The organism is Pigmentiphaga sp. H8, from assembly GCF_003854895.1.
Taxonomy (GTDB): domain Bacteria; phylum Pseudomonadota; class Gammaproteobacteria; order Burkholderiales; family Burkholderiaceae_B; genus Pigmentiphaga.
The window spans coordinates 2,170,538-2,195,349 of the sequence record NZ_CP033966.1 but is presented as its reverse complement, the minus strand read 5'-3'; the positions used below and the strand labels follow the sequence as shown (position 1 = coordinate 2,195,349).

The 24,812-nt window shown below is 64.6% G+C and carries 23 protein-coding genes; 7 read left to right on the top strand and 16 right to left on the bottom strand.

The features are described 5' to 3' along the window. Positions 1–5 precede the first annotated feature (5 nt). The 8 genes from EGT29_RS10345 to EGT29_RS10310 are packed head-to-tail and all read right to left on the bottom strand — an operon-like array spanning position 6 to position 8,087. Positions 6–710 (bottom strand): SDR family oxidoreductase, encoded by a 705-nt coding sequence (locus EGT29_RS10345; RefSeq protein ID WP_124688949.1) that lies wholly within the window; start codon positions 708–710, stop codon positions 6–8. A 15-nt stretch (positions 711–725) separates the two neighbouring features. Next, positions 726–1,709 (bottom strand): tripartite tricarboxylate transporter substrate binding protein, encoded by a 984-nt coding sequence (locus EGT29_RS10340; protein WP_124688948.1) that lies wholly within the window; start codon positions 1,707–1,709, stop codon positions 726–728. Between the two features lie 35 nt (positions 1,710–1,744). Next, positions 1,745–2,248: a Zn-ribbon domain-containing OB-fold protein gene (locus EGT29_RS10335; protein ID WP_161567770.1), complete on the bottom strand. Its 504-nt coding sequence runs from the start codon at positions 2,246–2,248 to the stop codon at positions 1,745–1,747. A 34-nt stretch (positions 2,249–2,282) separates the two neighbouring features. Then, on the bottom strand, positions 2,283–3,437 hold the full coding sequence (locus tag EGT29_RS10330; protein ID WP_161567769.1) for a thiolase family protein: 1,155 nt from the start codon (positions 3,435–3,437) through the stop codon (positions 2,283–2,285). A gap of 4 nt (positions 3,438–3,441) precedes the next feature. Further along, positions 3,442–4,695 (bottom strand): CaiB/BaiF CoA-transferase family protein, encoded by a 1,254-nt coding sequence (locus EGT29_RS10325; RefSeq protein ID WP_124688945.1) that lies wholly within the window; start codon positions 4,693–4,695, stop codon positions 3,442–3,444. Beyond that, entirely contained in the window at positions 4,679–5,890 is a 1,212-nt protein-coding gene (locus EGT29_RS10320) for a CoA transferase (RefSeq protein ID WP_124688944.1), read from the bottom strand. Before EGT29_RS10320 ends, EGT29_RS10325 begins: the two co-directional genes overlap by 17 nt. Next, positions 5,887–7,092: an amidohydrolase family protein gene (locus EGT29_RS10315; protein ID WP_124688943.1), complete on the bottom strand. Its 1,206-nt coding sequence runs from the start codon at positions 7,090–7,092 to the stop codon at positions 5,887–5,889. The genes EGT29_RS10320 and EGT29_RS10315 overlap by 4 nt, the downstream gene beginning before the upstream one ends. A gap of 41 nt (positions 7,093–7,133) precedes the next feature. Beyond that, positions 7,134–8,087, bottom strand: coding sequence for a fumarylacetoacetate hydrolase family protein (locus EGT29_RS10310; RefSeq protein WP_161567768.1), 954 nt, complete (start codon positions 8,085–8,087; stop codon positions 7,134–7,136). A 253-nt stretch (positions 8,088–8,340) separates the two neighbouring features. On the opposite strand from EGT29_RS10310, the gene EGT29_RS10305 reads away from it, so the two are divergent. Next, the gene (locus EGT29_RS10305; RefSeq protein ID WP_124688941.1) at positions 8,341–9,234 is read left to right on the top strand and encodes a LysR family transcriptional regulator; all 894 of its coding nucleotides are present in this window, start codon (positions 8,341–8,343) and stop codon (positions 9,232–9,234) included. On the opposite strand, the gene EGT29_RS10300 is transcribed toward EGT29_RS10305, so the two are convergent. The 6 genes from EGT29_RS10300 to EGT29_RS10275 all read right to left on the bottom strand — a co-directional run bounded on the left by EGT29_RS10300 (position 9,231) and on the right by EGT29_RS10275 (position 15,333). Then, positions 9,231–10,016: an SDR family NAD(P)-dependent oxidoreductase gene (locus EGT29_RS10300; RefSeq protein ID WP_161567767.1), complete on the bottom strand. Its 786-nt coding sequence runs from the start codon at positions 10,014–10,016 to the stop codon at positions 9,231–9,233. The two genes, EGT29_RS10305 and EGT29_RS10300, sit on opposite strands and share 4 nt — an antisense overlap. Then, positions 10,000–11,334, bottom strand: a complete 1,335-nt coding sequence (locus EGT29_RS10295; RefSeq protein WP_255465730.1) for an MmgE/PrpD family protein — start codon at positions 11,332–11,334, stop codon at positions 10,000–10,002. The genes EGT29_RS10300 and EGT29_RS10295 overlap by 17 nt, the downstream gene beginning before the upstream one ends. 19 nt (positions 11,335–11,353) lie before the next feature. Next, positions 11,354–12,343, bottom strand: coding sequence for a tripartite tricarboxylate transporter substrate binding protein (locus EGT29_RS10290; RefSeq protein WP_124688938.1), 990 nt, complete (start codon positions 12,341–12,343; stop codon positions 11,354–11,356). Next, entirely contained in the window at positions 12,340–13,257 is a 918-nt protein-coding gene (locus tag EGT29_RS10285; protein WP_161567766.1) for an NAD(P)-dependent oxidoreductase, read from the bottom strand. The genes EGT29_RS10290 and EGT29_RS10285 overlap by 4 nt, the downstream gene beginning before the upstream one ends. 152 nt (positions 13,258–13,409) lie before the next feature. After that, positions 13,410–14,777, bottom strand: a complete 1,368-nt coding sequence (locus EGT29_RS10280) for an MFS transporter (RefSeq protein ID WP_124688936.1) — start codon at positions 14,775–14,777, stop codon at positions 13,410–13,412. Between the two features lie 157 nt (positions 14,778–14,934). Further along, positions 14,935–15,333 (bottom strand): cupin domain-containing protein, encoded by a 399-nt coding sequence (locus tag EGT29_RS10275; RefSeq protein WP_124688935.1) that lies wholly within the window; start codon positions 15,331–15,333, stop codon positions 14,935–14,937. Positions 15,334–15,429: 96 nt separating this feature from the next. Between EGT29_RS10275 and EGT29_RS10270 the strand changes: the two genes are divergently transcribed. Next, positions 15,430–16,326 (top strand): LysR family transcriptional regulator, encoded by an 897-nt coding sequence (locus EGT29_RS10270; protein WP_124688934.1) that lies wholly within the window; start codon positions 15,430–15,432, stop codon positions 16,324–16,326. Positions 16,327–16,344: 18 nt separating this feature from the next. On the opposite strand, the gene EGT29_RS10265 is transcribed toward EGT29_RS10270, so the two are convergent. Continuing rightward, positions 16,345–17,724: an MmgE/PrpD family protein gene (locus EGT29_RS10265; protein WP_124688933.1), complete on the bottom strand. Its 1,380-nt coding sequence runs from the start codon at positions 17,722–17,724 to the stop codon at positions 16,345–16,347. A gap of 205 nt (positions 17,725–17,929) precedes the next feature. Between EGT29_RS10265 and EGT29_RS10260 the strand changes: the two genes are divergently transcribed. Both EGT29_RS10260 and EGT29_RS10255 read left to right on the top strand, forming a co-directional pair. Beyond that, the gene (locus tag EGT29_RS10260) at positions 17,930–18,904 is read left to right on the top strand and encodes a tripartite tricarboxylate transporter substrate binding protein (RefSeq protein ID WP_124688932.1); all 975 of its coding nucleotides are present in this window, start codon (positions 17,930–17,932) and stop codon (positions 18,902–18,904) included. 7 nt (positions 18,905–18,911) lie between these two features. Next, on the top strand, positions 18,912–19,415 hold the full coding sequence (locus tag EGT29_RS10255; protein ID WP_124688931.1) for a nuclear transport factor 2 family protein: 504 nt from the start codon (positions 18,912–18,914) through the stop codon (positions 19,413–19,415). Here the strand turns inward: EGT29_RS10255 and EGT29_RS10250 are convergent. After that, positions 19,412–21,103, bottom strand: coding sequence for a GMC family oxidoreductase (locus EGT29_RS10250; RefSeq protein ID WP_161567765.1), 1,692 nt, complete (start codon positions 21,101–21,103; stop codon positions 19,412–19,414). The two genes, EGT29_RS10255 and EGT29_RS10250, sit on opposite strands and share 4 nt — an antisense overlap. Positions 21,104–21,322: 219 nt before the next feature. Between EGT29_RS10250 and EGT29_RS10245 the strand changes: the two genes are divergently transcribed. The 3 genes from EGT29_RS10245 to EGT29_RS10235 are packed head-to-tail and all read left to right on the top strand — an operon-like array spanning position 21,323 to position 24,699. Further along, positions 21,323–22,315: an NAD(P)-dependent oxidoreductase gene (locus EGT29_RS10245; protein ID WP_370283030.1), complete on the top strand. Its 993-nt coding sequence runs from the start codon at positions 21,323–21,325 to the stop codon at positions 22,313–22,315. A 2-nt stretch (positions 22,316–22,317) separates the two neighbouring features. Further along, a complete protein-coding gene (locus tag EGT29_RS10240; RefSeq protein WP_124688928.1) occupies positions 22,318–23,679 on the top strand; it encodes an MmgE/PrpD family protein in 1,362 nt (453 codons plus the stop codon). A 36-nt stretch (positions 23,680–23,715) separates the two neighbouring features. Then, on the top strand, positions 23,716–24,699 hold the full coding sequence (locus EGT29_RS10235) for a tripartite tricarboxylate transporter substrate binding protein (protein WP_124688927.1): 984 nt from the start codon (positions 23,716–23,718) through the stop codon (positions 24,697–24,699). Positions 24,700–24,812 lie beyond the last annotated feature (113 nt).

The window sequence follows — 24,812 nt, the reverse complement described above, 5'->3', positions numbered from 1 at the left end:
TCCGCTCATGCCAGGTGGCGCACGGGAATGGCGGCCCCATTCACCGCCCTCGCCGCGTTGCTCGCCAGGAACAGGACGACGCTTGCCAGGTCCCGTGGCGACACCCACCTCGAGCAGTCCGCATCCGGCATGGACGCCCGGTTGGCAGGGGTATCGATAATGCTGGGCAAGACCGCATTGACCCTGATGCCACGATCTCGCTGCTCGTCGGCCATGGCCTCCACCAGCGCCTGCAAGGCTCGCTTGGAAGCAGCGTAGGCGCCCATTCCCGGCGCTCCTCCTTGTGCCCCCATGGCCCCGACGGCCACCACGCTGCCTCCCCCTGCCGCTCTCATCGGCGGGATGACGGATTTCGCCACATTCAGGAAGGATTCCGCGTTGATCGCCATCATCCGCATCCATCCATCCGTCGAAATCTCATGGACGGCCTCTCCCATCTCGAAACCTCCCGTGGCATGGCAAACCGAATCCGGCGCGCCCGCGGACGCGATGACGCCCTTTATGGCGGACGCCGTGTCCCGCGCATCGCGAAGATCGCATCCGTGGAAGCTCAGGACCCCGGTCTCGCCGCCCAGCCGTCGCCCCAGAAGCGTCCTGTCCCGATCGAACGCCGAAACCACATACCCTTCCCGGACAAAGGCCTCGGCCACCGCGCCGCCGAGCGAGCCGGCGGCGCCAAACACCAATGCATGCTTTCTTGCTTCACCCATTCCCTGCCTCGCGCTTCATTCCTTGACCGTGGAGGCCGGCCCGAGCTTCGCCTCCCGCACCAGTTTCCCCCAACGTTCGAGATCGTTGCGTTGCAGCGCCGCCAACTCCTGTTCCGTTCCGAACAGCGGCTCCAGCGAGAACGTTGCGAACGCCTGTTTTACGACGGGCGTCTCGGAGGCCTTGTGGATCAGGTCGCGCATGGCCTGGACGATCGGCGCCGGCGTCTTCGCCGGGAAGTAGGCCGCCCACCAGCCCGTCATTTCGTAGCCTCTCACGCCTGCCTCCTGCAACGTGGGCAAATCCGGCCTGGCTTTCATCCTGGCGGGCCCGGTCACGGCCAGGGGGCGAACCCTGCCGCTCTTGTAATGCGCGCTCGAGCTGGGCAGGTCGGTAATTACCAGGTCGACCTGGCCCGCCGCCAGCCCCGTCATGGCTTCCGCCATCGACTTGTACGGCACGGACAGCATCTGGATTCCCGCCGCATATTGCAGCAACTCGCCGGCCAGGCGTGTCGTTGTCGTCCCGCTGCCGAAGCTGAATTTTCCCGGCTCCGATCTGGCAGCCTGGATAAAGGCTTCGGCGGTTTTCTGCTTCACACCCGGGCCTGCATTCATGACCAGGGAGAACTTCGCGATGCCGGTCACCGGCGTGAAATCGGCAACGGGGTCATACGAAATCTGCGGCAGCAGATACGGGTTCAGTATCTGCGTGGAACTCGTGGTCATGATCAGGGTGTAGCCGTCGGGGGAGGCGGCCTTCGCGCTTACCATGCCGATCACGCCTTCCGCCCCCGCCCTGTTCTCGACGAACACCGGTTGTCCGGATATCTCGGAGATCCCCTGTGCTATCGACCGGGCCAGCAGGTCGGTCGAACTCGCCGCCCCGAAGGGAACGACGATCTTGACGGGTCTTCCCTTTTCCGGATAGCCCTCGGCGAACGAAGGCCCAGCCGCGGCCACCAGGGAAAGCCCGGCAAACAGTACGGTACGGAGTTTCATCTGCGTCTCCTCGGAGGCTCCTGCCTCTCATTCATCTATTGCCCGATATTGGCGACGAACCATTTCCGGTCCAGCACATCCTCGACCACGATCCTGCAGCGGTCTCCCACCTTGGCGGCCTCGGCCCCATTGCCGCGCAGCCAGGTCAGGACCCGCACCCCTTCCTCCAGATCGACCACGGCCAGCCGCAGCGGCGCAAGGGGTTTCAGCGCCGGCGAGGTCACATGCAGGTCGGTAAAACTCTTCAGCACACCCCTGGCTTGCGTGCCATGCAGTTCCCCGGCGTCCTGGGCCCAGCACTCGGGGCAGACGACTCTTGGCGGAAAATACACATGCTCGCAGGCCGAACAGCGGCACAGGTAAAACGATCCCTTGTCTATCTCCTGCCAGAACCGGAAGCTCGCCGTGCTGAAATAGGGCGGCCCGTCGCCCCAGACCGCCTTGTGCCGTTCAAGCATCTCCCGCGCCGCCCCTTCCCGGGTTTTCAACGCAGCCGCGGCCTCTTCGGTATCGCCTTCGAAGGTCTCGTTCCCTACCATATCGCCTCCTGCCTGCATCCGTTTCACTTCGCAATCACGCTGTCGAGCCATCGAAGCGCGCGAAGATATCCACGACGCATTCGTTGTAGTTGCCGGTCTCGCTCACGGCCATGCCGAACCGCGCATCCGGCTTCTGCCTGCGGCCAGCGGTGCCGCGCAGCTGCTGTACCAACTCATGCCAGTTGTAGAAACCGGTTGCCAGGAGCGGATAGCCCCTGGCGATGGGTCCACCGGAGGGACTCACGCACATCGACGTTCCGTAGTCCCCGGGGAACCCCATGCTTCGCATCACCATGACTTCCAGGGGAGCAAAGGGAATCCACGGTTCGACGACATCGATATCGCCATGTTCGAGGCCGCTGCGTTCAAAAGCATCGACTACGGCCCGCCCTGCGGCCGGTATATGCCACATCGACCGGCCGGCGCGCTCGGGAATGATGTTGTCCCCATCGTGGGCCATGCCTTGCGCGACATGGACGATGGCCTTGTCCGGCGCGCGCTTCGCGATATCTTCCCTGGCAACGATCACGCATCCCGCTCCGTCCGTCCGGGGGCACACCATGAGCAGCCTGGTAGGCGAGGACACCATCCGCGAAGCCAGTACTTCCTCCCTGGTCACGGCCTTGCGGAAATAGGCATAGGGATTGTCGATCGCCTGCCGGCGCAGGCGGACGGACACATCCGCGAAGTTTTCTTCCGTCGCTTCCCCATCGGCCATCATTTCCCTTGCCCCCAGCGCATTCCATGACATGGGCGTCATGCCAAACGGACCGATGAAACTCGCATCCGACGTCCGGCTCGTCCGGCTGCCGAAGAACTCGCTGGTCGGTACGGTACTTTCCCGCGAGCACCCCATGATCGCCACGGCGGGGATGTCGCGGGTACGGATCAGATTGGCCGCGTGGGCAAGCGCGTTGCACATGCCGAGCGCCGACAGCTCGAATTCGCACAGCATGTCGACCTTGAGCCCCAGGCGGCTGGACACGTGTTGCGTCTGATATTGCTGGGTCGTATGCGACCTGGGAGTCATCGAGATCAGGGCCCGGATCTCTTCTTTCTTCACGCCAGCGTCTCTTGCTGCGTTCACCACGCAGCGCATCAACAGGTCATCGTCCGGTTGAGCGTAGATTGCATTCGGCATGACCGCGCTGCCGACTATGGCTACGTCCCGCATCACATGGGTCTCCATTTCCTCACCCTCCCGCCACGACCGCCTGGCCGAACGCGCCGGCACCACGCAGAGACTCCAGTTCATACCCGGACGTCCCGAGCCATTCGACCATCACCGCATCGGTATCGGCGCCAAGAATCGGGCCTCCTTGCGATCTTTCGCGCACGGCCGGGTTCAACCTGAACGGCAAGGCTCCTACCGTCTGGCGTCCGATCAGAGGATGATCGACCTGCTTCCAGAAACCTCTTGCGATCAGGTTGCCGTTCTCCAGCAACTCGGCCACCGATGGACACTTGACCGCCGATACCCCTCGTTCGTCCAGGGCGGCGGCTAGTGTTCCCGCCTCCCACGATCGGGTGGCCGCACGGAGCTTCTGGTAGATCGCGTCCGCGTTCTCCCAACGGGCCAGGCGGCTCGACAGGCTGCGGTCGCCAAGCAGTTCCGGCGCCAGCACCCCGCAAAGACTCTCCCATTGAGCGGTGGTCTCCACCGAGATCGCGATCCACTCATCGTCGCCGGCGCAGGGAAAAACGTCATTCGGGGCATACGGCGCCCGCGAATTTCCTTCCAATCCTTGTGATGCCAGCCCCAGCGACCTGGCCAGCAAGCCATCCCCTACCATCATCGAGACGGTTTCTATCGCCGAGCAATCTATGCGCGCCCCCTGACCGGTCTGACCGCGCCGGAAGAGCGCCGCCAGCATGCCCAGCGCGGCCAGCGTGGCGGCGTTCATGTCGACGGGCGCACGCAGATAGACCGGATCGCCTCCCCGCATTCCAGTCACCGCAGCCCCTCCCCCCTCCGCCCAGAACACGGGTGCATAGCCCGGAACGTCGGGGGTCTCCGTAGCACGCGCTCGACCCGTGGCGGAGACCGAGCAGCAGATGATGTCCGGCTTGACCACCTTGAGCTGTTCGTAGCCCAGCCCCAGCGCCTCCATCTTCCCCGCCCGCATGTTGTCGCAGACGATGTCCGCCCTGGCCGCGAGCTTCAGCGCCGCGGACCGGCCGGCCGGGTTTTTCAGATCCAGCGATATGGACCGCTTGCCGGCATTCATGTCGTTGAAGCAGGGACTGGCATCGACATTCATGTCGCCCCAGCCGTAGGCGCGGTTCGCGACCCTCAGGAGATCCGGCCGGTCGGCGGACTCGACCTTCACGACGTCGGCGCCCAGGAGGCAAAGAATCTCGGTTGCGAAGGGCCCGGCGCCAGCCCACGTAAAATCCAGGACACGAATACCTTTCAAGCCGGTTACCTGCTCATTGATTCGGGACATCGCCGTACCTCACCAAACGAAGACATTGCAGGACCTCGCGCACTTCATCGGAGTAGCCGAGTTCCGAGAGGATTTCCTCACTGTGCTGGCCGACCAGGGGAGCGATCGCTTCCCCCCGGCGTGCCCAGGCAGGATCGTCGCCAAAGGGCAGACCCACGAGATTCGCCAGGCCGAATGCCGTCTCGGTTGGCTCGAGAAAACCTCGCGCTTTCTTGAAATCGTCATCCAGCACTTCAGCCAGGGACCGCACCCCTCCCACCGGAACGCCACGGGAACGCGCCGCCGCGAGAACCACCTCCACGGACCGATGCCCGCAGTACGCATCCAGGGCGCTCTGGATCTCCAGGCGCATGCAGCTGCGTCCCGCGCCGCCGCTGAAGCGCGGGTCGGTCGCCCATTCCGGGCGCCCCATGACGTCGCACAGTCCCTGCCATTGATGTTCTTCGTTCAGCAGCATGGAAACGAATCCGTCCGCGCAGCGAACCGCGCCGCCGAACGGAAACCGGTGTGTTTCCCTGCTCAGTTCCGCATGGTCCTGGGCGACGCGGCCGACGAACATTTTCTCGAGATTGATCGCATGCGCGGCATAGGCATGGTCCGCGACCGGCCGATGAGCCACCGCCATGCTCTCGTCGTATTGCCGCATGGTCAGAACCGCCAGCACCGTCACCGCGAGCCCCGCACCCGCGATGCAATCGGCGGCCAGCGTCGCGGGCATGACGGGACGCGGAGCGGGCAGAAGTTTGCCGCTGGGACCCGCCTGAAACCGTGTCAGGGGCGCCTGCGACGCAGCCGTCCGAACCTCGGCGCCGTACAAACTTGCCACCACGACCGGAACGTTCAGCGTATCGGGTACGCGCTCCCACATCGATGTGCCGCAAAGCACCGCCCCCTCTCCGCCAGTCAGCTTCTCGATCAATTCCCATACGAATGGATCCTCGAGATCCGCGGCGATGCTCTTCTTGCCCGCGTTCAAGTATTCGTAAGGGATTGAGCGCCGCCGCCCGCTCCGGTCCACCTTGAAGGGCGCCAGCAGGCGTTGCATCTCGCCCAGCAGAGGCTCCACCTTGATGACCCGGGCTCCCAAGGCAGCCACCAGCCGCCCCGCATACTGCCCCGCCTCGTCAAGTCCGATCTCGACGACGGTGCAGCCTTGCAGGGCTGCACCTTGGCGATCAAGGTGCATGTCCATCATGCGGCTGCCGGCAGCTTGCGTTCGGCCTTCGAACGCAGGCCATAGAGCATGGCCGCGTTGTCATGCAGCACCTTGCGCTGGATATCCTCCGGCATGGTCCCGAGGTTCTGCTCGATCACGACGGACGGATGCTGCGCGAATGACGCCGGTCCAGGCGACAGGCTGGTCGGATGCGGAAAATCCGTCTCGAACATGATGTTGTCCGGGAACAATTCGATGGCGCGCTGGAGTAGCGACGACTCGAACCAGAACGAGCCATACACTTGCCGGCGAAAGTACTCGCTGGGAAGCAGTCGATTCGGATATTCCCTGGAGCAACCGGCGTTCTTCCATTGCCAGTCCAGGCACTCCACCAGGAACGGCAGCCAGCTGGCGCCACTCTCGACCGACACGAACTTGAGACGCGGAAAGCGCTCGCACAGGCCGGTCAGGATGACATCCGCGATGTTCTGGGCATTGCCCATGAACATCAGCGTGCTTCCCTTCACGAAAACCGCCTTGTCATCCTTGACCGCGGCCTGGAACGCGCGGTTCTCCTCCGTCGTCTGTTCGGCGAACCCGATGTGGAAATTGATGGACAGGTTGTGGTCCTGGGCGGCAGCCATGATGGGATCCCAGTGCTTGTCCCCCAGATGGGGCAGCTTGACCGACGAGAAATCCCCGCCGAAGATGACGCCACGATGCCCATTCCTGGCGCTCCTCGCGATCTCCTTCACCGATTCTTCCAGGTCCCAGAACGGCAGGTACATCACGGGGATGAGACGATCCGGATCCTCGCTGCAGAAATCGACCAGGAAGTCGTTGTACGCTCGCACGCATTCGATGCCGAACTGCCTGTCCGGCGCTCTCATGAAGGTTTCACACTGGAAACCCAGCAGATTGGGATACAGCACCGCCGCGTAGATACCGTACTGGTCCATCTTCTTCAGGCGCGCCGCGGCCTGCCAGGTGGCCGGATCGGCCTGTTCGAGCGTCGGAGGGTATCCGGGAGGAAAATCCTTCCAGCCCGCATGAGCCACGGCTCCGGCCGCCGGCAGGCGCAGGTCTCCCATGTACCAGCGCTGCACACCCGATTTCTCGCCCACACGGGTGTGAGGCACCATGTCTCCCCACTTCTTCGACATTCTGGAAGTCCAGAGGTCCGCGGGTTCGATGATGTGCGTATCGATGTCGATGACGTTGTAGCGTTCAGTCAGTTTCATGTTTCCTCTCGTCAGGGAGTTTGAAAAAACGACAAATCTCGCTACTTGCGCGGAGCAAGATAGCTATAGCTGGCATCGCAGGACGCTTGTTCGCCAAGCGTGGAGCGCAGCGTTCCAATTCCCTCGATGGTGGCCTCGAGCCTGTCGCCGGGTTCGAGGTAACGGGCGGACTTTCCCAGCCGGATGGCCTCGGGAATGGATCCGCCATTCACGGTACCCGCGGCCACGATGTCGCCAGGCACGAGACGGCTGTCGCGAGATGCCCGGACCAGCAACTCACCCCAGTCATGCTGCATGCCCGCGGTCGACCCCGTCAGCCAATCCTCGCCGTTCACCTTCATTCGAACGGCCAGATCCAGCTGCCGGTTCTTCCAGGATTCGACGAACTCGTCCTTGGTGACCATCCATGGTCCGAGGGACGAACCGCAATCCTTGCCCTTCGCCGGCCCCAGGTGCAGTTGCATCTCGTCCCGCTGCAGATCCCTGCAGCTCCAATCGATGAAGATGGTGAAACCGGCAATGGCGTCCCAGGCATCGTCGGCACAGGCGTTCCTTACCTCACTTCCGATCACCGCGGCCAGTTCCAGCTCGTAGTCGAACTTTCCGGTGGCCGAGGGAAACGGCACCGTCGCATCCTGCCCATGCATGCAAAGCGGGTTCGAGAAATAGAAAGCGGGCAAGCGGTACCAGGCCTCCGGCAACTGCCATGCGCCGTGCATGGACGCGTGGCCCTCGTAGACGCTGAAATCGCGAATCGTTGGCGGACGCAGGATGGGGCTCAGGAGGCGGACGTCCCGCATGCAATGGTGGGCCGGCGCATGGTCCGCACATGCCGCGAGCGCGGCCAGCGGTGCCGCGCCGAGTTCGAGAAGCGCCTGCACGTCCCTGACCGGACAGGCGGCTTGCAGCAGGGCCGTGACGTCGGCCACGCCGCCGCCCTTGACGGCCATGCCACAACGTGCGCCATTGCCCGCGTCATAGGTAAGTAACTTCACGCCTGCCTCCTGCTCTTTTCCAGTGCGTCGATGACTGCTTGTGCGCGACCCTTGCCGGCATCTTCCGCTTCGCCAGACTGGCGGTCCAATCTCAAATTTCTTTCCTACGATCCATTCCATTTATCGACGTGGATAAAAGTATGGATTGGCCATTGCATTGGGGTCAGCCATCCAAAACTGGGGAAATGCACTATGTCCAAATCGATTTTTCTCTGCAACGATCCGCATAACTTATCGGCTCGCGGAGACGGAATTGGAACTCAGACAGTTGCGGCATTTCGTTGTGCTCGCCGAAGAGATGCACTTCGGACGCGCGGCAAAGCGGCTTTACATGACTCAGCCCGCGCTGAGCACGAGCGTGATGCGCCTGGAAGAAGAGCTGCAGGTCCGCCTGTTCGATCGAGACAGCAAGACGATGGCGATCACCCCGGTGGGCACGGCCATGCTGGTGCGGGCAAAGGAGATCGTGTGGCTGTCGGACCGGCTCGAGCAATTCGGCAAGGCCATGGGCGCGGGAAAGGCCGGCGTCATAGACCTGGGCTTCACCGGCACCTTGCTCTATCGGGGACTTTCGGAAATCCTGAACAGGTTCAGCTCGAACTATCCAGCGATCGAGCTTTCCGTACGGGAAATATCCTCGCAGGTCCAGTTGGATATGGTGCGGGCCGGCAGGTTGGACGCGGCTTTCGTCAACAGCCCTGTTCCACCGGCCGGGCTGGCCAGCCTTCCCTTGTTTGAAGAACGCTTCGTCGCCTGCCTGCCCGCCAGCCATCCTCTTTCCACGGCACGAAGAATCGATGTCCGGGATTTGCAACGGGATGTGTTCGTGATGTTCTCCCGCGATCCCTCGCCGGCCTATTACGATCATGTCGTCGCGCTGTGCGCGGCCGCGGGATTCGAACCCAAGGTCCGGGTCGCGGCGACCCAGGTACTCAGCATCGTCGCCCTGGTCGCTTCGGGACTGGGTGTCTCGCTGGTACCGGAGTCCGTCAGCAAGGCGGGGATCGCCGGCGTCGTCTATGTGCCGCTACGCGGTGTCGACAAGCAACCCAGTGCATTCCTGGCCTGGAATCCCCAGCGTGACGTTCCCGGCCTCCAGGCCCTGGTGGACATCGTCGAGGAAATCGCGAATCTGAACAGGCCCTAGGCGAGACAGGTAGCGCCTCCATCGATGGCAATCGTCGCTCCGGAAATGTAGCCGGCCCTGTCCGATGCAAGGAAAGCGCACAGCCACGCGATCTCCTCGCCACGGCCGTAGCGCCCCAGCGGTATCGCGGACAGGGCCTGGCTTCGAACCTGCTCCATGGTTTTGCCGGATGTCTCGGCCTTGACCCGCAACGCGGCGGCCAGGCGTTCCGTCTCTATGGCGCCGGGGTTGATCGTATTCACACGCACTCCCCTGGGTCCCCAGGCCTTGGCCATGGCGGACGCGACCAGTATGATTGCGGCGTTGGCTGCCCCGCCGGGCATGTGCATGGGATTGGAGACCTTGCCGCCCGCTCCTGCGATGTTCACGACCACCCCGCCGCCTCTGTGCCCCATGCGTGGAACGACGGCATCCAGCGCATGCACGGAAGAAAGGTACTTGTCTTCCATTCCCGTTCGCCATCGCCCATGGTCATCATGCTCCGGAGGATAGTGCTTCGCCGAGCCGGCGGAATTGACCAGTACGTCGATGGGTCCCAGCGCCGTCTCCACGGCGTCCACCGCCTTCCTGACCTTCTCGCCATCGCGAAAATCCACGGGTATGGCGGTCGCGTCCACCCCGAGCTCCGCCAGTTGACGCCTTGCCTCCCGCAGCCCCTCTTCCCCGCGGGAGGCAAGGGCAACGCGGGCTCCTTCCAGGCCGAACACGCGGGCGCATTCCCATCCGATTCCTCGGCTCCCGCCCGTCACCAGCACCACCTTTCCCTCAAGCCCCAGGTCCATTTTTCCCTCCCTCCGGCAAGACTTCCGAGACATCGTCGAGCAAGGCCATTCGCCTGCATGCCCCCAGCAGCCGCCGGGTCTCCTCCGTACCAAGCACCGGCTCGCAAAGTGTCTCGAACTTGGCGCGCACGTCCAGATCCGTCATCGGCCTGGCCCGGCTTCCCACCGCATGGGTCACGAGGCTTTCGATACACGATCCGTCGATCAGCTCGCAGACGACCCTGGCCGATTCGGCCCCGACATCGGCGGCGCATCTCACCTCGATCAAGGCCTGCAGGCTGGCGATGCGGGGATCCTCGAACAGCGCGGCACTTGCCGCCTCGAGATCTGCACGGCCCCGATGGAGTACGGCTGCCATCCAGTAGGGAATGCTGGTCCGAGCCTGATACGCGTCTACGGCCCGATTGCCCGCCAGTCTGAACGCCGCCGGATGGACATCGGCCCATATGCGCCGGACCGCATGCGGCCTGACCCGCTTTCCGTGGTGAAGCTCCACGCACGCATCGATTACCGGATGTATGACCACGCCGCACGGATAAGGCTTTATGTTCGTATTCAGCAGTTCGTACCGATCCCCCAGCCCATCCACCAGCGCGCCGACGTCAGGCTCGCTCCCGAACGTATGGAGCAGCCCCATCTCCGTCTCGAGGCCCGCCCGTTCGCAATCGATGCCTCCCTTCGCCAGCAGGGCGGCCTTGAGGCCAGCCTGACAAGCCTGGGCAGGAGTAAGGGGAATACCCTTCGTTCCATGCAGCGCTCGCAGCCCGGACGAAAATGACGACGCGAGACCGATGGCACTGCACGTCTCGCGTACGTCCAGCGACAGAAGCCTGCTGACCGCGACCGCGGCGCCTATCGTTCCCGCCACGCCCGAGAGCATCCAGGCCAGGTTGCACCTTGCCGGTGGTACCGACAAGGAGCACGCGACCCGGTTCGTCGCCTCGACACCGGCAACGAAGGCCGCCAACAGCTCCGCCCCACGGAATCCCGACCTCTCGACCGTGGACAGCAAGGCCGCGGCGACGGGTGCCGAGGGGTGGACGATTGCCCGCTCATGCGTGTCGTCGAACGCATGGGCGCTTGCGGCCAGTGCGTTCAGGAAAGCCGCATTCAGCGCATCCATTCTCAGACGAGTACCGACCAGAGTTGCGCCTGGTGCCCCGAAGAACTCCTCCAGCGCCCGGACGGTGGTATCGACCACTTCATGGCGCGAACCGGCCACCATGCACCCGAGAATGTTCATGAAAAGTCTCGTGGCGCCCGCCTCCACTTCCCGCGGAATCTCCGGCAGCGAGAGATCACTCGCCCACGCAGCCAATGATCTCGTGGCACCATGCTCACTGTGCAGCAATGGCGGCCTCCTGGATCACCTTCTGCCAATACGAGAAGTCATCGTCGATGAACTTGCGGAATTCCGCCGACGGCGTTCCGATCGGGCGCGTGCCAAGGGTTTCCAGCCTGGACCTGACCTCCGGCTGTGCCAGGACATCCACTACCCACTTCGACGCAACGTCGACGACATGCCCGGGCGTCCTGGGAGGTGCGACCAGGCCGAACCAGACGGTCGCCCGGAACCCGGGGATAGACTCGGCAATCGCGGCGACGTCGGGTAACTGCGGCTGGCGGTTCGGCGACCCGACCCCCAATGCCGCCAGCCGCCCGCTCTTGATATGGGGAAGCGATGCCCCCAATTCACCGAAGAACATGTCGACCTGCCCCGACATGAGGCCGGTCGCGGCAGCGGCCGAGCCCTTGAATGGCACGTGCATGATGTTCACGCCGGTGCGGGCCTTCAGAAGCTCCGCCGACAGGTGCGTCGTGGTTCCTATTCCGCCGGAGCCGTATGTCAACTTCCCTGGAGCCGCCTTCGCCGCGGCGACGAGCGCCTCCAGCGACTTGAGTCCCGAGTCCGAACGTACCAGCAGGACATTCGCCGACTCCGATACCAGCGCGATCGGCTCGAACCCGGATGGTTCATAGGGCAGGTTCGCATACAAGAGCTTGTTGATCCCCAGCGGCCCCTGGGAAGTGAACAGCAGCGTGTATCCATCGGGATCCGCCCGATAGACGTGCTCCGCGCCGACACTGCCACCGGCCCCCCCCGCCTTGTTCTCGACGATGATCTGGAGCTTGAATTTCTTGCGCAGTTCCTCCGCGAGGACTCTGGCCAGGGTGTCGGTACCGAATCCCGGGGCGACCGGCACGACCATGCGTATGAGCCGCCCCGGGTACGAAGGCTGGGCAAGCGTTGGCTTCAGCATTGCGGCCCCACCGAAGGCCGCTGCATACTTCAGCGCCACACGACGGGAAATCTGGCGAATACTCATGGACTGTCTCCGATTTTCTGATCATTTCCGCCTGATGGCGGCAAGGAAGCGATATAAAGGAAGGCCTTCATGCTGTCTTCGCTCTCGTACCCGGCCGCCGCCGCGTCCCGATAGAAATCGAGTATGCGCGGGGCGAGCCAGAGTGCAGCGCCAAGGCGCTGTGCCTCGTCCACAAGCAGCGCCTCATCCTTCAACCCGATCGATAGCGGCCCATTGAACTTGTATGTTCCGGTCAGAATCGCGGCGGGCACCTTGTCGGTGGTCGTATAGTTCCGTGCCGACCCGGCGTTGAGCACGTCATTGAGCACCTGGAGATCCATGCCGGCCTTCATTCCCATGGCCAGGCCTTCGAAGACCGCCAGCCTGCCAGCTGCCGAAATGTGGTTGTTGATCAGCTTCGCGACCTGCGACATGCCGGGCCGCTCCCCCAGATAGAACAATTTTCCGGCCAGGCACTCGAGCACGGGCCTGGAGAAGGAAAAGTGCGCTTTCTCTCCGGAAGCCAGCACGGCCAAGGTTCCGTCGCGGGCGGCGGGCGGCCCGCCGCTGACCGGGGCATCGACGAAACCGATCCCCTTGTCGCGCAGCCCTTGCGCTATCTCCTGGATGCCCGCGTTCCCCACCGTGGATGTCTCGACATACACCTTCAACCTCGCCCCATGCACCACCCCTTCCCTGCCGAGAGCGACAGTACGGCTCGCGTCGAGCGTCGGCATGGACGCGAGGATGAGGTCACAGCGCTGCGCAAGCTGTCTGGGTGTATCCGCCTTGGCCGCTCCTTTCTCGCACAATCTCCCGACGGCCTCGGAATCGAGATCGCAGACAGTGATTCCCAGGCCCATTTCCAGGAGTCTCAGCGCCATGGGATACCCCATGTTGCCGACGCCCAGCATTCCGATGCTTGCCGATTCCATGACTGTCTCAACAGAGGCTCCACGTCGTCGGGCCTCTTTCATTGCCCGAGATCTTCCGGGGCAGAGAGCATCCAGTCCAATGCGAAATTTCTCTTCGACGATTCATCGGCCTTATCGACATACCCGCCGCTTTGGCCGCGCCCTTCCCGGAATCAAGCCTCCAGCCGCAGGCTGATCAACGCCGTCGCCAATGACAGTCCCGCCGCCAGCCCCAGGCTTGCCCGCATCCCCAGCAGGAAGCTCGGGGCCTGCGCCAGCAGCGTACCGAATACCGCTACGGCCAGCGCTCCTCCCACCTGGCGGCCGGTATTGAAGACGCCGCTGGCCGTCCCCGCCAGTGCCGCCGGCACGCTGGACAACAGCACGGCCGTCACCGGGGGAGCAACCAACGGCCCGGCCAGGCCCACGAGCACCATCAGCGCCGCGATCAGCCCCACCGGCGCCGATGCGGGAAGCGCGGCGATGACGGCCAAACCCGACGCCATGGCGAGAAGTCCGCTCACGATCATCGCCCTTGCGCCATGGCGCCGCACCAGCCGCGCGCTGAACGGCGTCAGTACCAAGCCTGTCAGCATCATCGGCAGAAACGCTGCCCCGGTAGCCGGCGCGGACAAACCGCGGTGTTGCTGCAGATACAGGCTCATCACGAACGGCAGGCCGAAATACCCCACCATGAACGTGAAGCCCACCGCCAGGGCGACCCTGGCGTTGCGCGGCTTCAGCAGTTCCAGCGGCACCATCGGATGCGTGCCGTGCGCCTGCGACCACGCGAACGTGGCCAGCGCTGCGGCCGCCAGGGCAAAGGCGAACCATACCGATACGGCTCCCAGCCCTTGCGAACCCGCCTCGATGGCCCCATAGATCAGCGCTCCCATGGCGAACACGGCAGTCGTCTGCCCCAGCGGGTCGAAGGGTACGGATCGCCGTGGCGACTGCGGCGTCCGTACCAGGAAGGCGAGCGTCAACAGGCCCACGGGAACGTTGATGAAGAAGATCCAGCGCCAGCTCAGCAATGCCAGCCAGCCGCCGATCACCGGCCCGGATGTAGCCGCCACCGAGCCTCCCATCGCCCACAGCGCGATCGCGTGGGCACGCGGGCCCGGATCCGGATAGACCTGGCGGATCAGAGCCATGGACGCCGGCATCATCGCCGCCGCGCCCGCTCCTTGCACCAGGCGCGCAGCCACAAGCACCGCCAGCGATGGCGCCCAGCCGCAGACGACGGACGCCGCGACGAACACCGCCAGCCCGACGCCGAAGATCCGCCTGGCGCCCATGCGGTCGCCAAGCGCGCCGGCGGACAACAGCAGCGCGCCGAACATCAGCGTGTAGCCATCCACCACCCATTGCAGGCCGGCCACGCCGGCCCCGAGATCATGGGCCAGCGTGGGCAGCGCCACATTGACCACGACCGCGTCCAGCGTAATGACGAAGAATCCCAGCAGCGCGGCGATCAGCGCCGCCCGTGCACCGCTTTTCGATGCGCTTGCACAGGCATCGTGGACATCCGCGGCGCCCATGGATCAGGCCCCCTTCCCGGCGGCCAGCTGTCGATCCAGGGCTCCGTCCTTTTGGCAGTCAAGGTGTCGCGTTCGAAAATGTCGCCGGCAGCGGCAAAAACCGCGATCACCCTGCGCCATGGCAAGGACACCGGCGCGCAAGCGTGCGCGGCGGTTCTCAGCGAGCGTGGTATTGCTCATCGGTGACGTGCTCCATCCATTCCACGTTCCTGCCGTCCAGCGCTTCCTGGACCGCGATGTGGGTCATGGCGGTAGTCGGCGAGGCACCGTGCCAATGCCGGTGCCCGGGTGGGCACCAGATGACGTCGCCCGCCCGGATTTCCACGATGGCTTCCCCCTCGCATTGGGTCCAGCCGCAGCCGGCCGTGACGATGAGCGTCTGCCCGAGTGGATGGGTATGCCACGCCGTGCGCGCCCCCGGCTCGAAGGTGACGGCGGCGCACGATACTCGCGCCGGAGCCGGAGGACTGTTCAGCGGATCGATGCGTACCGTGCCGGTAAACCGCTCGGCCGGCCCCCTGATCGAGGGTTGGGACCCTGCTCGTTTGAGTTCCATGACTCTCTCCTGTCAACATGCATCGCCACTGTATGGCTGCGGCGATTCGTTGGGAAGACAGTAAAATCAGCATGGGCTAGTGCATAGAATTCACCAATGACTAAAGAGAACCTCAATGATCTGCAAGCCTTCGTTGCGGTTGCCCATGCGCGCAGCTTCACCCGCGCCGCCGCCCAACTGGGCTTGTCGCGTTCGGCCCTGAGCCACGCCATGCTGGCCCTGGAGGCCCGCCTGGGCGTGCGGCTGCTTACGCGGACGACGCGCAGCGTCTCGACGACCGCCGCCGGAGACAGGCTGTTGAACGTCCTGGCGCCGCGCCTGACCGAAATCGAGCAGGAGCTGGCCTCGTTGACCGCGATGCGGGACAAGCCGGCCGGGACGGTGCGGATAACGGCGCACGACCATGCGATCACGACGGCGCTCTGGCCACGGCTGCTGCCGCTGCTGCGGCAGTATCCCGACATCCGGATCGAATTCAACGTGGACTATGCATTCACCGATATCGCCGCGCATCGCTTCGACGCGGGCGTTCGTGTGGGAGACCGCGTGGACAAGGACATGATCGCGGTACGCATTGCGCCGGAGCTGCGCATGGCGGTGGCGGGATCCCCCCAGTACCTGGCGAACCGCCGCCGCCCCGTCACGCCCCACGGCCTGACTGAACATTGCTGCATCAACCTGCGTCTTCCCACCCACGGCGGCCTGTATGCCTGGGATTTCGAGAAAGACGGAAAATCGTTGAACGTGCGGGTCGACGGGCAGACCGTCTTCAACAACACCTTTCTGATGTTGCAGGCCGCGCTGGACGGGATGGGCCTGGCATACGTGCCGTACGATCTCGTCCAACCCCACATCGAGGGCAAACGGCTGGAGCCGGTGCTGGAGGATTGGTGGCCAAGATATCCCGGCTACCACCTCTATTATGCGAACCGGCGCCAGATCTCGCCGGCGCTGGCGCTGGTCATAGAAGCGCTGCGGTATCCCTCTCAATAGCCCGGGACGGCCTCCGTATCAGTCCAGTGCCCTTACCACTTCGGCAACGTCGCCGATCGTTTCCAGGCGCTCGATCAGGTCCGCGACGGCCTCGATACGAGCTGGCGCGATCGAATTGGCTCCCGCTCCGGCACAGTCGCTGAACTTGCGCCGCAGATCGCTCCACGCCATGGGCGCCTCGGAACTGCCAGGCACGCCAGTTCCAAGGCGCTCCAGTTTTCGGCCATCGCGCGTGATCATCTCCACGCGCGCCTCCGGCGACTTCGTCTTCCATTCGGCAGCGCTGTCCTCGACCGGCACCACCCTGGCGGCCATGGCCAGGACCTCCGGGTTTGCCAAGGCTTGCGGGCTGAAATCGCGAATCCGGATCTGGCCGTGCACCGCGGCCAGGGCGACGCAGAACGGCAGGCTGAACTTCGCATCGAGCGCCGTCTGAGGAGCACGGCGGCGATCCAGCGGAGCGCACATCTGCCGCTGGAAGTCCCCGATGAATACACGGATCTGCTCGATGTCGGCCGCCCCGAGTCCATGCTCCTTCATCAACTCGATGGTGGCGTGAATATAGGTATGGGCGATCCCGACCATCGGCCAGGGCTTGTACAGCATGGCCGCTCCCGAGTAGTCCACCCCCAGGCCCGCCAATATCTTCTCGCGCTCGTACTTGCCCCGAAAGTACACGTTCAGGAAACCGGCCCGGCCTTCGAGCAAGCCATCGATGCCGCTCAGGCCCTTGCGCGCCAGCAGGACCGCCTGCACCGCCGCGCTGGCCGCGCCGCCCGCATACATGCCGCGCAGGTGCATGGCTCCATAGATCAATTGCATGGTTCCACCCGACTGCAAGGAGGCGATCGCCATGGCATTGGCGGTTTGCTCGCCTGGCAATCCAAGCAGGTGGGAGGCCGCGGCGGCGGCAGAGAGCGGTCCCAGAACGCTGGACAGGTTCCAGTCGTGTTCCCAGCCGACGTTGCAGCGCAGCCGGATGAACAGGTCCTGGCCCACGGCCACGGCCTCGATCAGCCGCTGCCCGCTGATGCCCCCTTCCCGTTCGGCCAGCGCGACCAAGGCCGGAATCATGGAGCTGCCCGAATGCGCGCCCCATGCGGTGCGGTCGTCGAAATCCAGACAATGCGCCATGGCACCATTGACCATGGCCGCGGCGCCCGCGGGCACGCGCGCCCCGAACCCCAGAAGCGTGCTTTCGGGCTTGCCGCCGGCTTCCAGCGCCAGGTCGACGAAAGGCCGCACGGCGGGCTCCATGCCGCTGGCGGCCAGGATGACGCCCAGGGTATCGAGCACGCTCTTGCGCGCGGCTTCGATGGCGGTATCCGGTAGAGCGTCATAGCGCGTCCCGGTCGCGAACCGGGCCAAGTCTTCGCAAAGATCGTGGGAATGGGCCATCCTTGATCCTAGAAATCTTACATAAATCCTAAAATACGGGATGATTTTATGATCATTCATGAAAACCGGCAAGAAGAGCAAAAATCCTTGTTTTTTGGCCTACAAATGGACTATGGAAAATCCTAGGGTGCTTCTTTCAACACATTAAATAAAATAATCTCATAATATAGGACACAATTACAACCCTCGACCAAGGAGACTTCCCATGCGCCCATGGATGACCCGGACACTACTGGCCGCGAGCCTGGCGGCCAGCCAAGCCGCCACCTGCCTGGCAGCCGACTCCTACCCCAGCCGGCCGATACGCATCATCGTCAACACCGCGCCAGGCGGCTACACAGACGGCATGACGCGGCTCTTCGCGCAGCACATGGGCGAATACCTGAAACAGTCGGTGGTCGTCGAAAACCGCGCCGGTGGCGATGGCCTGATCGGCATCCGCACCGCGAAGGCGGCACAGGCGGACGGCTATACGCTGCTCGGCACGACGGCTACGGTGGCGCAGCAGATGGCGCTGCGCCAGGACCCGGGCTATGACGTCGCCAAGGATTTCGTCGCGGTCGGCGCGCTCACGCGCTCTCCGTTCCTGGTCATGGAAAGCCCGTCGAAACCCGACAGGTCGCTGGTGGAGTTCATGGCCCGCGCCAAGGCCAATCCGGGCAAGGTGCTGTATGCGTCCGCGGGCGTCGGCACGGGCTCGCACATGGCCGCCGCCCAGTTCCTCCGCCAGACCGGCCTGGACCTGGTCCACGTTCCCTACAAGGGCAACGCGCCAGCGCTGCCGGACGTGACCGGTGGCCGGGTGGACATGATCTTCACGACCTTCGACAGCGCGGGCCCGCAGGCCAAGGCGGGGCAGTTCCGCGTGCTGGCCATTGCCTCGAACACCCGGCATCCGGCGTTTCCCGATGTCCCCACCATCGCGGAAACCGGCGCGGCGGACTACACCGCCTATACCTGGGTCGGCCTGCTGGCGCCCGCCGGCACACCGCCCCAGGCTCTTGCCAAGCTAGGGGAAGCGCTTCGATACACCCGCTCGCTCAAGGCCGTCCAGGACAGGCTGCGGCAGGACGGCACGGAAATCATGGACCTTACCGGCGCGCAGTTCAACGAGTTCCTGATGCGCGAAGTTGCCGCCGCGCAAGAACTCATGACCGATCTCGGCATGCAGAAGCAATGACCCCCCCATGCCCAACCACGACGCATTGCAGCGGCTTCTGGACCGCGCGGCCATCCACGATCTCCACACGCGTTATTTCAATGCGGCGGACAATGCCGACCGGGCTCTGGTGGAGACCTGCTTCACGGACGACGTCGTCGCCCAGTACGAAGGCCGCCCGCCGGCAAGGGGGCGGGAAGCTCTCCTGGACCAGATCGCACTCTTCCGGAACCTTGAAGAAGGAAAGTGCAGGATTTCCACCCATTTCATGGGCAACCTGCTTTTCAGGTCATTGACCGCGTCTTTCGCCGAGACGGAAATCAATGCCTTTGCCTTCCTCGTGCAGCAGGATGGCACGACCGTCTCGGCAAGAAGCCTGCGATACCTGGACAGGCTCAGGCTGGAGGATGGCGCCTGGAAGATCCATGCCCGCCTGCATACCCTGGACTGGAGCTGCGACGTTCCCGCGTCGTTCGCCAGGCCGTTCGCGCAGAAGCTGCGTGGCATGGACGACTGGCTCGCATCGATCTAGCGCCCTTCCTCGATGATGTGCGCGGCCAGCTTCTCCGCCACCATGATGGTGGGAATATTGGTGTTGCCCCGTGGGATGGTCGGCATGATCGACGCATCCCCGATGCGCAGGCCCGCCACGCCGATGACGCGGCCTTTCGCGTCCACCACGGCATCGGGATCGTCCGCGCGGCCCATGCGGCACGTTCCCACCGGATGATAGACGCCCGATACTTCGCGGCGCACGAAATCGATCAGCGCCTCCGTGTCCCCGGCCAGGCGCGCCAGGTCAACCGCCTCGCCCGTCATCCGCGCGAGCAGGCGATCGGCCAGGGCCAGCGGCATCATGTCCAGCATCACGGCGAACAAGCGCGCCTGCACCGCATTGACGGTGGTATGGGCATTCCACTTCCTGATCCTGTCCCCCACCCTGACCACGAACGGCCGCCCCATCCGTGGCGCGACACGAGACGATCCCAGCAGCTTGATGATCTGCCGGAGCCCCTCGGCCAGCCTGCGGATGTCCCCTTCGTGCATCCCGAAGCCGAACTCCACCAGCGGAGCGACCGTCGGGTCGGCGGACTTCAGCGACACTTCCCCCGCTCCCTGGGGCTTGAGCAGGACAGCGTTGAGGCTGGCCAGGCGATTGCCCATCGCGTTCCACGAGGTCTTGCTCTGGATGTTGATGTAGACGTCGGACCCGGGGGCTCCGTCGAGCCCCGAGGAAAGACGAAAGCACGCCGTAGGGTGCGTGCGCAGGGCCTGTCCCTGGCGGAATCCGCGCGGAAGGACCGCGCCGATGAACAGGGCGGCATGGTTCTGCAGGTTCTTCCCCACGCCGCGGCGGTCGGCGTGGACCGGTATTCCCAGGCGCCGCAGGCCGTCGGCATCGCCGACGCCCGAACGCAGGAGCAGGCTGGGCGTATGGATGGCGCCCGCGGAAAGGATCACCTCGCGCCCGGAGAAGGTCACGGCCCGGCCGTCGATCTCCACGATCACGCCCGTGGCCCTGCCATCCTGGATGACCAGTGTCCTGGCGACGGCGCCCGGCCTGATCGTCAGGTTGGGCCGGGCTCGGACGTCCGGTGTCAGATAGCCGGCGGCGGTCGTGATCCGCCCGGCATCCGTGCTGCTGATCGGAGTCGCTCCGAAGCCCTCGCGGAAGTCCGAGTTCATGTCCGCGATGAAAGGAAAGCCCTCGGCCTCGGCATAGCCCGCGATGGCATGGGTCAGCGGCGGCCAGCTCTCGCGCGGCACGCGGCGGATGGGAATCGGCCCGCTCGCGCCATGGCTCGCGTCGCGGAAATCCTGGTCGGTCTCGAGCTTGCGGAAGTACGGCAGGACGTCTTCCCAGGCCCATCCCTGGGCGCCCATGCGTTCCCATTCCGCGTAATCCTCCGCCGTTCCGCGGAACGCCACCATGCCGGCCACGCATGATCCACCGCCGACGACGCGCGCCTGGGGGAATTTCACGGCGGCGCCCGAGCCGCTGTTCCCCCAGAATGCCTTGATGTCAGCCCAGAAATAGGACGAGTTATAGGACGAGAGCGGATACGGATCGCGGATGTCGGTGGGTTCGGGCCCAGGCGCGAAGTCCTGCCCGGCTTCCAGCAGAAGCACCGTGTTGTCGGCGTTCGCCGAGAGGCGATTCGCCAGCACGCATCCGGCGGAGCCCGCGCCCACGATGATGTAGTCGTAAACAGAGTTCATGATGTATCGATCTTCATGGACAACGTCACCGCGACGCGCCCCTGGAACAAATATAACATTTCCCGCCATATGACACTTAACAAAATTTGTTCTACCATATGCTCCTGCGGAAAAATTTGTTGCTGAACGCCAATAGGGACAAACGCCAAAACTGGCTAATTTCCCGGACACAACCTCGGCACGATCGCTAATATTCATATATCCCGTATTTAGAGACTTATTTTTCAACTTGCCGCGGGCCTGGACGCCGACGCGTGCGACCAGACACAGGAGAAACGAGGAATGACGCCAATGAAAGTGGGCCTCATCGGTGTGGGGAACATGGGGCAGCAGATGGCGCTCCGGCTGCTCGAACTGGGCGCGCCGGTCGCGGTGTGCGACCGCAACCCCGCCGCGGTGGCGCCGCTGGTCGAACAGGGCGCCGAGTCCGTCGGCACGCCCAGGGCCCTGGCGGACATGTGCGACATCATCATCGCGTCCATGCCCTCCCGGGAAGCCAGCCTGTCGGTGGCGCTCGGCGACAGCGGCGTCGTATACGGCAAACAACTGCGCGTCTATGTCGAAACCTCGACGCTGGGCAGCGGGACGATCGAGAAGATCGCCTCCGGCCTGTCCGCTCGCGATATCGGACTGCTCGACGCGCCCGTCAGCGGCGGTCCTCCGGGCGCCCGCGCGGGTACGCTGGCGGTCCTGGTCTCCGGCGCGGCCGACGCCTTCGCGCTGGCGCGCCCCACACTGGAAGGGCTGGCTGGCAACCTGATCTACCTGGGTGAAAAACCTGGAATCTCCCAGGTGGCGAAGATCATCAACAACCATGTGTCCGCAGCGGGCCGGCTGGCCGTGTTCGAAGGCCTCGCGATGGGAGTGAAGGCGGGCCTCGACCCCAGGATCCTGAACGACGTGTTCAATGCGGGCTCGGGCCGCAACTACACGACCACGCATAAGGTACCCGCGGCCATCCTGAGCGGAACATTCAAATACAACGGGCCGTTGGCCATCGGCCTGAAGGACGAGGCCCTGGTGCTGGAGGAAGCGGAGCGGCACGGCGCGCCGATGTGGCTGGCCCCCCGCATCCTGGAGGTCTATCGCGAGGCCGCCGCCGCCGGCTATCGCGACGAGGACAGCATGAAGGTCTACAAATTCATGCTGGAGCAATCCCTGCCGGAAGGCGGAGCCAGGCTGGCCGCGCGCTGGATGGACGAGGACAAGTGAGCATGCCTAGCGCCCACGATCAGGGCGGCGCCACCGCCCGGCTCGCCGCCTTCACCTGGCAGCTCGCCTTCGACCGGTTGCCGGCCCCCACGGTCCACGCCGCGCGGCGCGCCATCGTCAACATCGTGGGCTGCTGCCTGGGCGGGGCGGGCCACGAGACCGTCCAGACGGTGGGCAACGCCCTGCTTCCCCTGGGCGGGACCGGCACGGCTACGTTGATCGGCTCCGGCCGGCGGACCGACCCGCTGACCGCGGCGCTCGTCAATTGCCTGGGTTCGGCGGCCTACGCCTTCGACGACACCCACTCGCAAACCATCCTGCATCCCAGCGGCGCCGTCGCCACGGCCGTGCTGGCGCTGGCGGACGAGCGCGACCTGAGCGGCGCGCAATTCGTGGCCGCGTTCGTCGCCGGCGTGGAAGTGGCCTCCCGGGCCAGCAAGGCCGTCGCGACAGCCCCCGCGGCCTGCGACATAGGATGGTCGCAGACAGGCATAACCGCCGGCATCGGCGCGGCGGCCGCCGCGGCCAAGGCGCTGGGACTGGACGCCCGGGGCATCGAACAAGCCATCGGCATCGCGGCGATCCAGTCGTCCGGCCTGCGTATCGCCCACGGGACGATGTCGAGCACCTATATATTCGGGCATGCCGGCCAATGCGGGCTGCGCGCCGCCCTGTTGGCCCAGGCCGGGCTGGGCGGCCCCGCCGCCTCGCTGGAAGGGGCCCATGGCTTCCTGCAGCTGTTCTCGGACCATCCCCATGCGCCCTATCTGACCGACGGACTGGGCACGGCCTTCGAGGTGGAATCGCTGACCTACAAGCCCTACCCCTACGGCATCGTCGTGCATCCGGCGATCGACGCCGCGCTCCAGTGGCTGAGCCGGCACGGCAACGTCGATGCCATCCGTAGCATCGAACTCCAGGTGCATGGCAACGGCCTGACGCTGGGTGCCCGCCGCCATCCCACGACACCGCTCGAGGCCAAGGTAAGCCTGTGCCACGGCATAGCCGCCACGCTTGTCTTCGGACGGGCGGGGCTGGCCGAGGTCGACCTGCCCGCCATCGGCGACGCGCGGGTGGCCCGGCTCAGGGAAATCATCGAACTGGCTCCCGGGGAAATCGCTCCCGAGGCGGCCCGGCTGACGGTCGGCCTGGCAGACGGCGCGCGGCACACCGTGGAGGTATCGCATTGCCGAGGCAGCATCGACAACCCGATGTCCGATGAAGACCTGACGGAAAAATTCATGGGCCAGGCGCTGCTGCGGCTAAAGCCGCCCCAGGCCTCGGCCCTGGCCGGCCTCTGCTGGCGCGTGGACGAGCTTGCGCAGGTCCGCGAACTGCTCGCATCCACGCGGCCCGCTGCATGAACCGCATCTGAAAACCATATCAACGAGGAGACAAGCATGTCCATGAAATCCGTCTCGAGAAGGTGCGCCGTCGCCTGCCTCCTGGTCGCCGGCGCCTGGTCGGGAACAGCCTGGGCCGACGAGGCCTATCCCAATCGCCCGATCCGGATCGTGGTTCCGGTCGCGCCGGGCTTCAACACCGATAACCTGGCGCGTCTCCTGGCCGAAGAGCTGAGGAAGAACATGAAGATCCAGGTGATCGTCGAGAACAAGGCGGGCGGCGCCGGCGGAAGCGTGGGAGCCGACTACGTGGCCCGGTCCAAGCCGGATGGCTACACCCTGCTCTTCAGTTCGCCCGGTCCACTCGGGGTCAACAAGGTCCTGTACAAGGAACTGGGCTACGACCCGCTGGCGTTCACGCCGATCTCGCTCACGTCGGAGTCGACCAACGTCTTGCTCGTCCGCGCCGAGGCGCCGTTCCAGTCCATCAAGGAACTGGTCGCGTTCGCGAAGGCGAACCCCGGCAAGCTCAACTACGGCTCGGGCGGTGTCGGGACATCGACCCACCTTTCGTCGGAACTGTTCAAGACCCAGACGGGAACGGACATCGTCCACGTCCCTTTCAAGGGTTCCGCCGCGACGGTCACCGGGCTCATGTCGGGTCAGGTCGACATGTTCTTCGGCGAACTGGGCATGTCCTTGCCCCACATCAAGAGCGGACGCCTGCGGGCGCTGGGGGTCGGCAGTCTGGCCCGGCACGAGTTGCTGCCGGACGTTCCCTCTGTCTCCGAGGTGCTTCCGGGCTTCACGTCCACCGTCTGGTACGGCGTCGTGGCCCCGCCCGCCACGCCCAAGGACATCGTCGACAAGCTTTCGGCATGGACCGTGCAGGTCATGAAACAGCCTGAGATCCAGGCCCGGATCCGGGACCTCGGCGGCCATGTCATCGCGCGTCCCTCCGCCGAGTTCGGCAAATTCATGAAGGACGATCTGGCTTATTGGCAGAAGGTCATCGTGGACGCGAAGATCCCCCGGCAATAGCGCGAACGGGCGGCGTGCGGGGCTCTTCCGATAGGTTATAGTCTCGATGAAATTTCTCCATTTGAGATTTGTTTAGTGCAAGACCATCGGGGATCCACGCAATGGTGAAGGAC

Bases quoted from the DNA above. Each gene is read 5' to 3' on its own strand.
- EGT29_RS10335 (WP_161567770.1), bottom strand. From the start codon at position 2,248: ATGGTAGGGAACGAGACCTTCGAAGGCGATACCGAAGAGGCCGCGGCT.
- EGT29_RS10315 (WP_124688943.1), bottom strand. From the start codon at position 7,092: ATGAAACTGACTGAACGCTACAACGTCATCGACATCGATACGCACATC.
- EGT29_RS10270 (WP_124688934.1), top strand. From the start codon at position 15,430: ATGACTAAAGAGAACCTCAATGATCTGCAAGCCTTCGTTGCGGTTGCC.
- EGT29_RS10345 (WP_124688949.1), bottom strand. From the start codon at position 710: ATGGGTGAAGCAAGAAAGCATGCATTGGTGTTTGGCGCCGCCGGCTCG.
- EGT29_RS10260 (WP_124688932.1), top strand. From the start codon at position 17,930: ATGCGCCCATGGATGACCCGGACACTACTGGCCGCGAGCCTGGCGGCC.
- EGT29_RS10285 (WP_161567766.1), bottom strand. From the start codon at position 13,257: ATGGAATCGGCAAGCATCGGAATGCTGGGCGTCGGCAACATGGGGTAT.
- EGT29_RS10300 (WP_161567767.1), bottom strand. From the start codon at position 10,016: ATGGACCTGGGGCTTGAGGGAAAGGTGGTGCTGGTGACGGGCGGGAGC.
- EGT29_RS10290 (WP_124688938.1), bottom strand. From the start codon at position 12,343: ATGAGTATTCGCCAGATTTCCCGTCGTGTGGCGCTGAAGTATGCAGCG.
- EGT29_RS10255 (WP_124688931.1), top strand. From the start codon at position 18,912: ATGCCCAACCACGACGCATTGCAGCGGCTTCTGGACCGCGCGGCCATC.
- EGT29_RS10250 (WP_161567765.1), bottom strand. From the start codon at position 21,103: ATGAACTCTGTTTACGACTACATCATCGTGGGCGCGGGCTCCGCCGGA.
- EGT29_RS10320 (WP_124688944.1), bottom strand. From the start codon at position 5,890: ATGATGGACATGCACCTTGATCGCCAAGGTGCAGCCCTGCAAGGCTGC.
- EGT29_RS10340 (WP_124688948.1), bottom strand. From the start codon at position 1,709: ATGAAACTCCGTACCGTACTGTTTGCCGGGCTTTCCCTGGTGGCCGCG.
- EGT29_RS10275 (WP_124688935.1), bottom strand. From the start codon at position 15,333: ATGGAACTCAAACGAGCAGGGTCCCAACCCTCGATCAGGGGGCCGGCC.
- EGT29_RS10330 (WP_161567769.1), bottom strand. From the start codon at position 3,437: ATGGAGACCCATGTGATGCGGGACGTAGCCATAGTCGGCAGCGCGGTC.
- EGT29_RS10280 (WP_124688936.1), bottom strand. From the start codon at position 14,777: ATGGGCGCCGCGGATGTCCACGATGCCTGTGCAAGCGCATCGAAAAGC.
- EGT29_RS10240 (WP_124688928.1), top strand. From the start codon at position 22,318: ATGCCTAGCGCCCACGATCAGGGCGGCGCCACCGCCCGGCTCGCCGCC.
- EGT29_RS10265 (WP_124688933.1), bottom strand. From the start codon at position 17,724: ATGGCCCATTCCCACGATCTTTGCGAAGACTTGGCCCGGTTCGCGACC.
- EGT29_RS10325 (WP_124688945.1), bottom strand. From the start codon at position 4,695: ATGTCCCGAATCAATGAGCAGGTAACCGGCTTGAAAGGTATTCGTGTC.
- EGT29_RS10235 (WP_124688927.1), top strand. From the start codon at position 23,716: ATGTCCATGAAATCCGTCTCGAGAAGGTGCGCCGTCGCCTGCCTCCTG.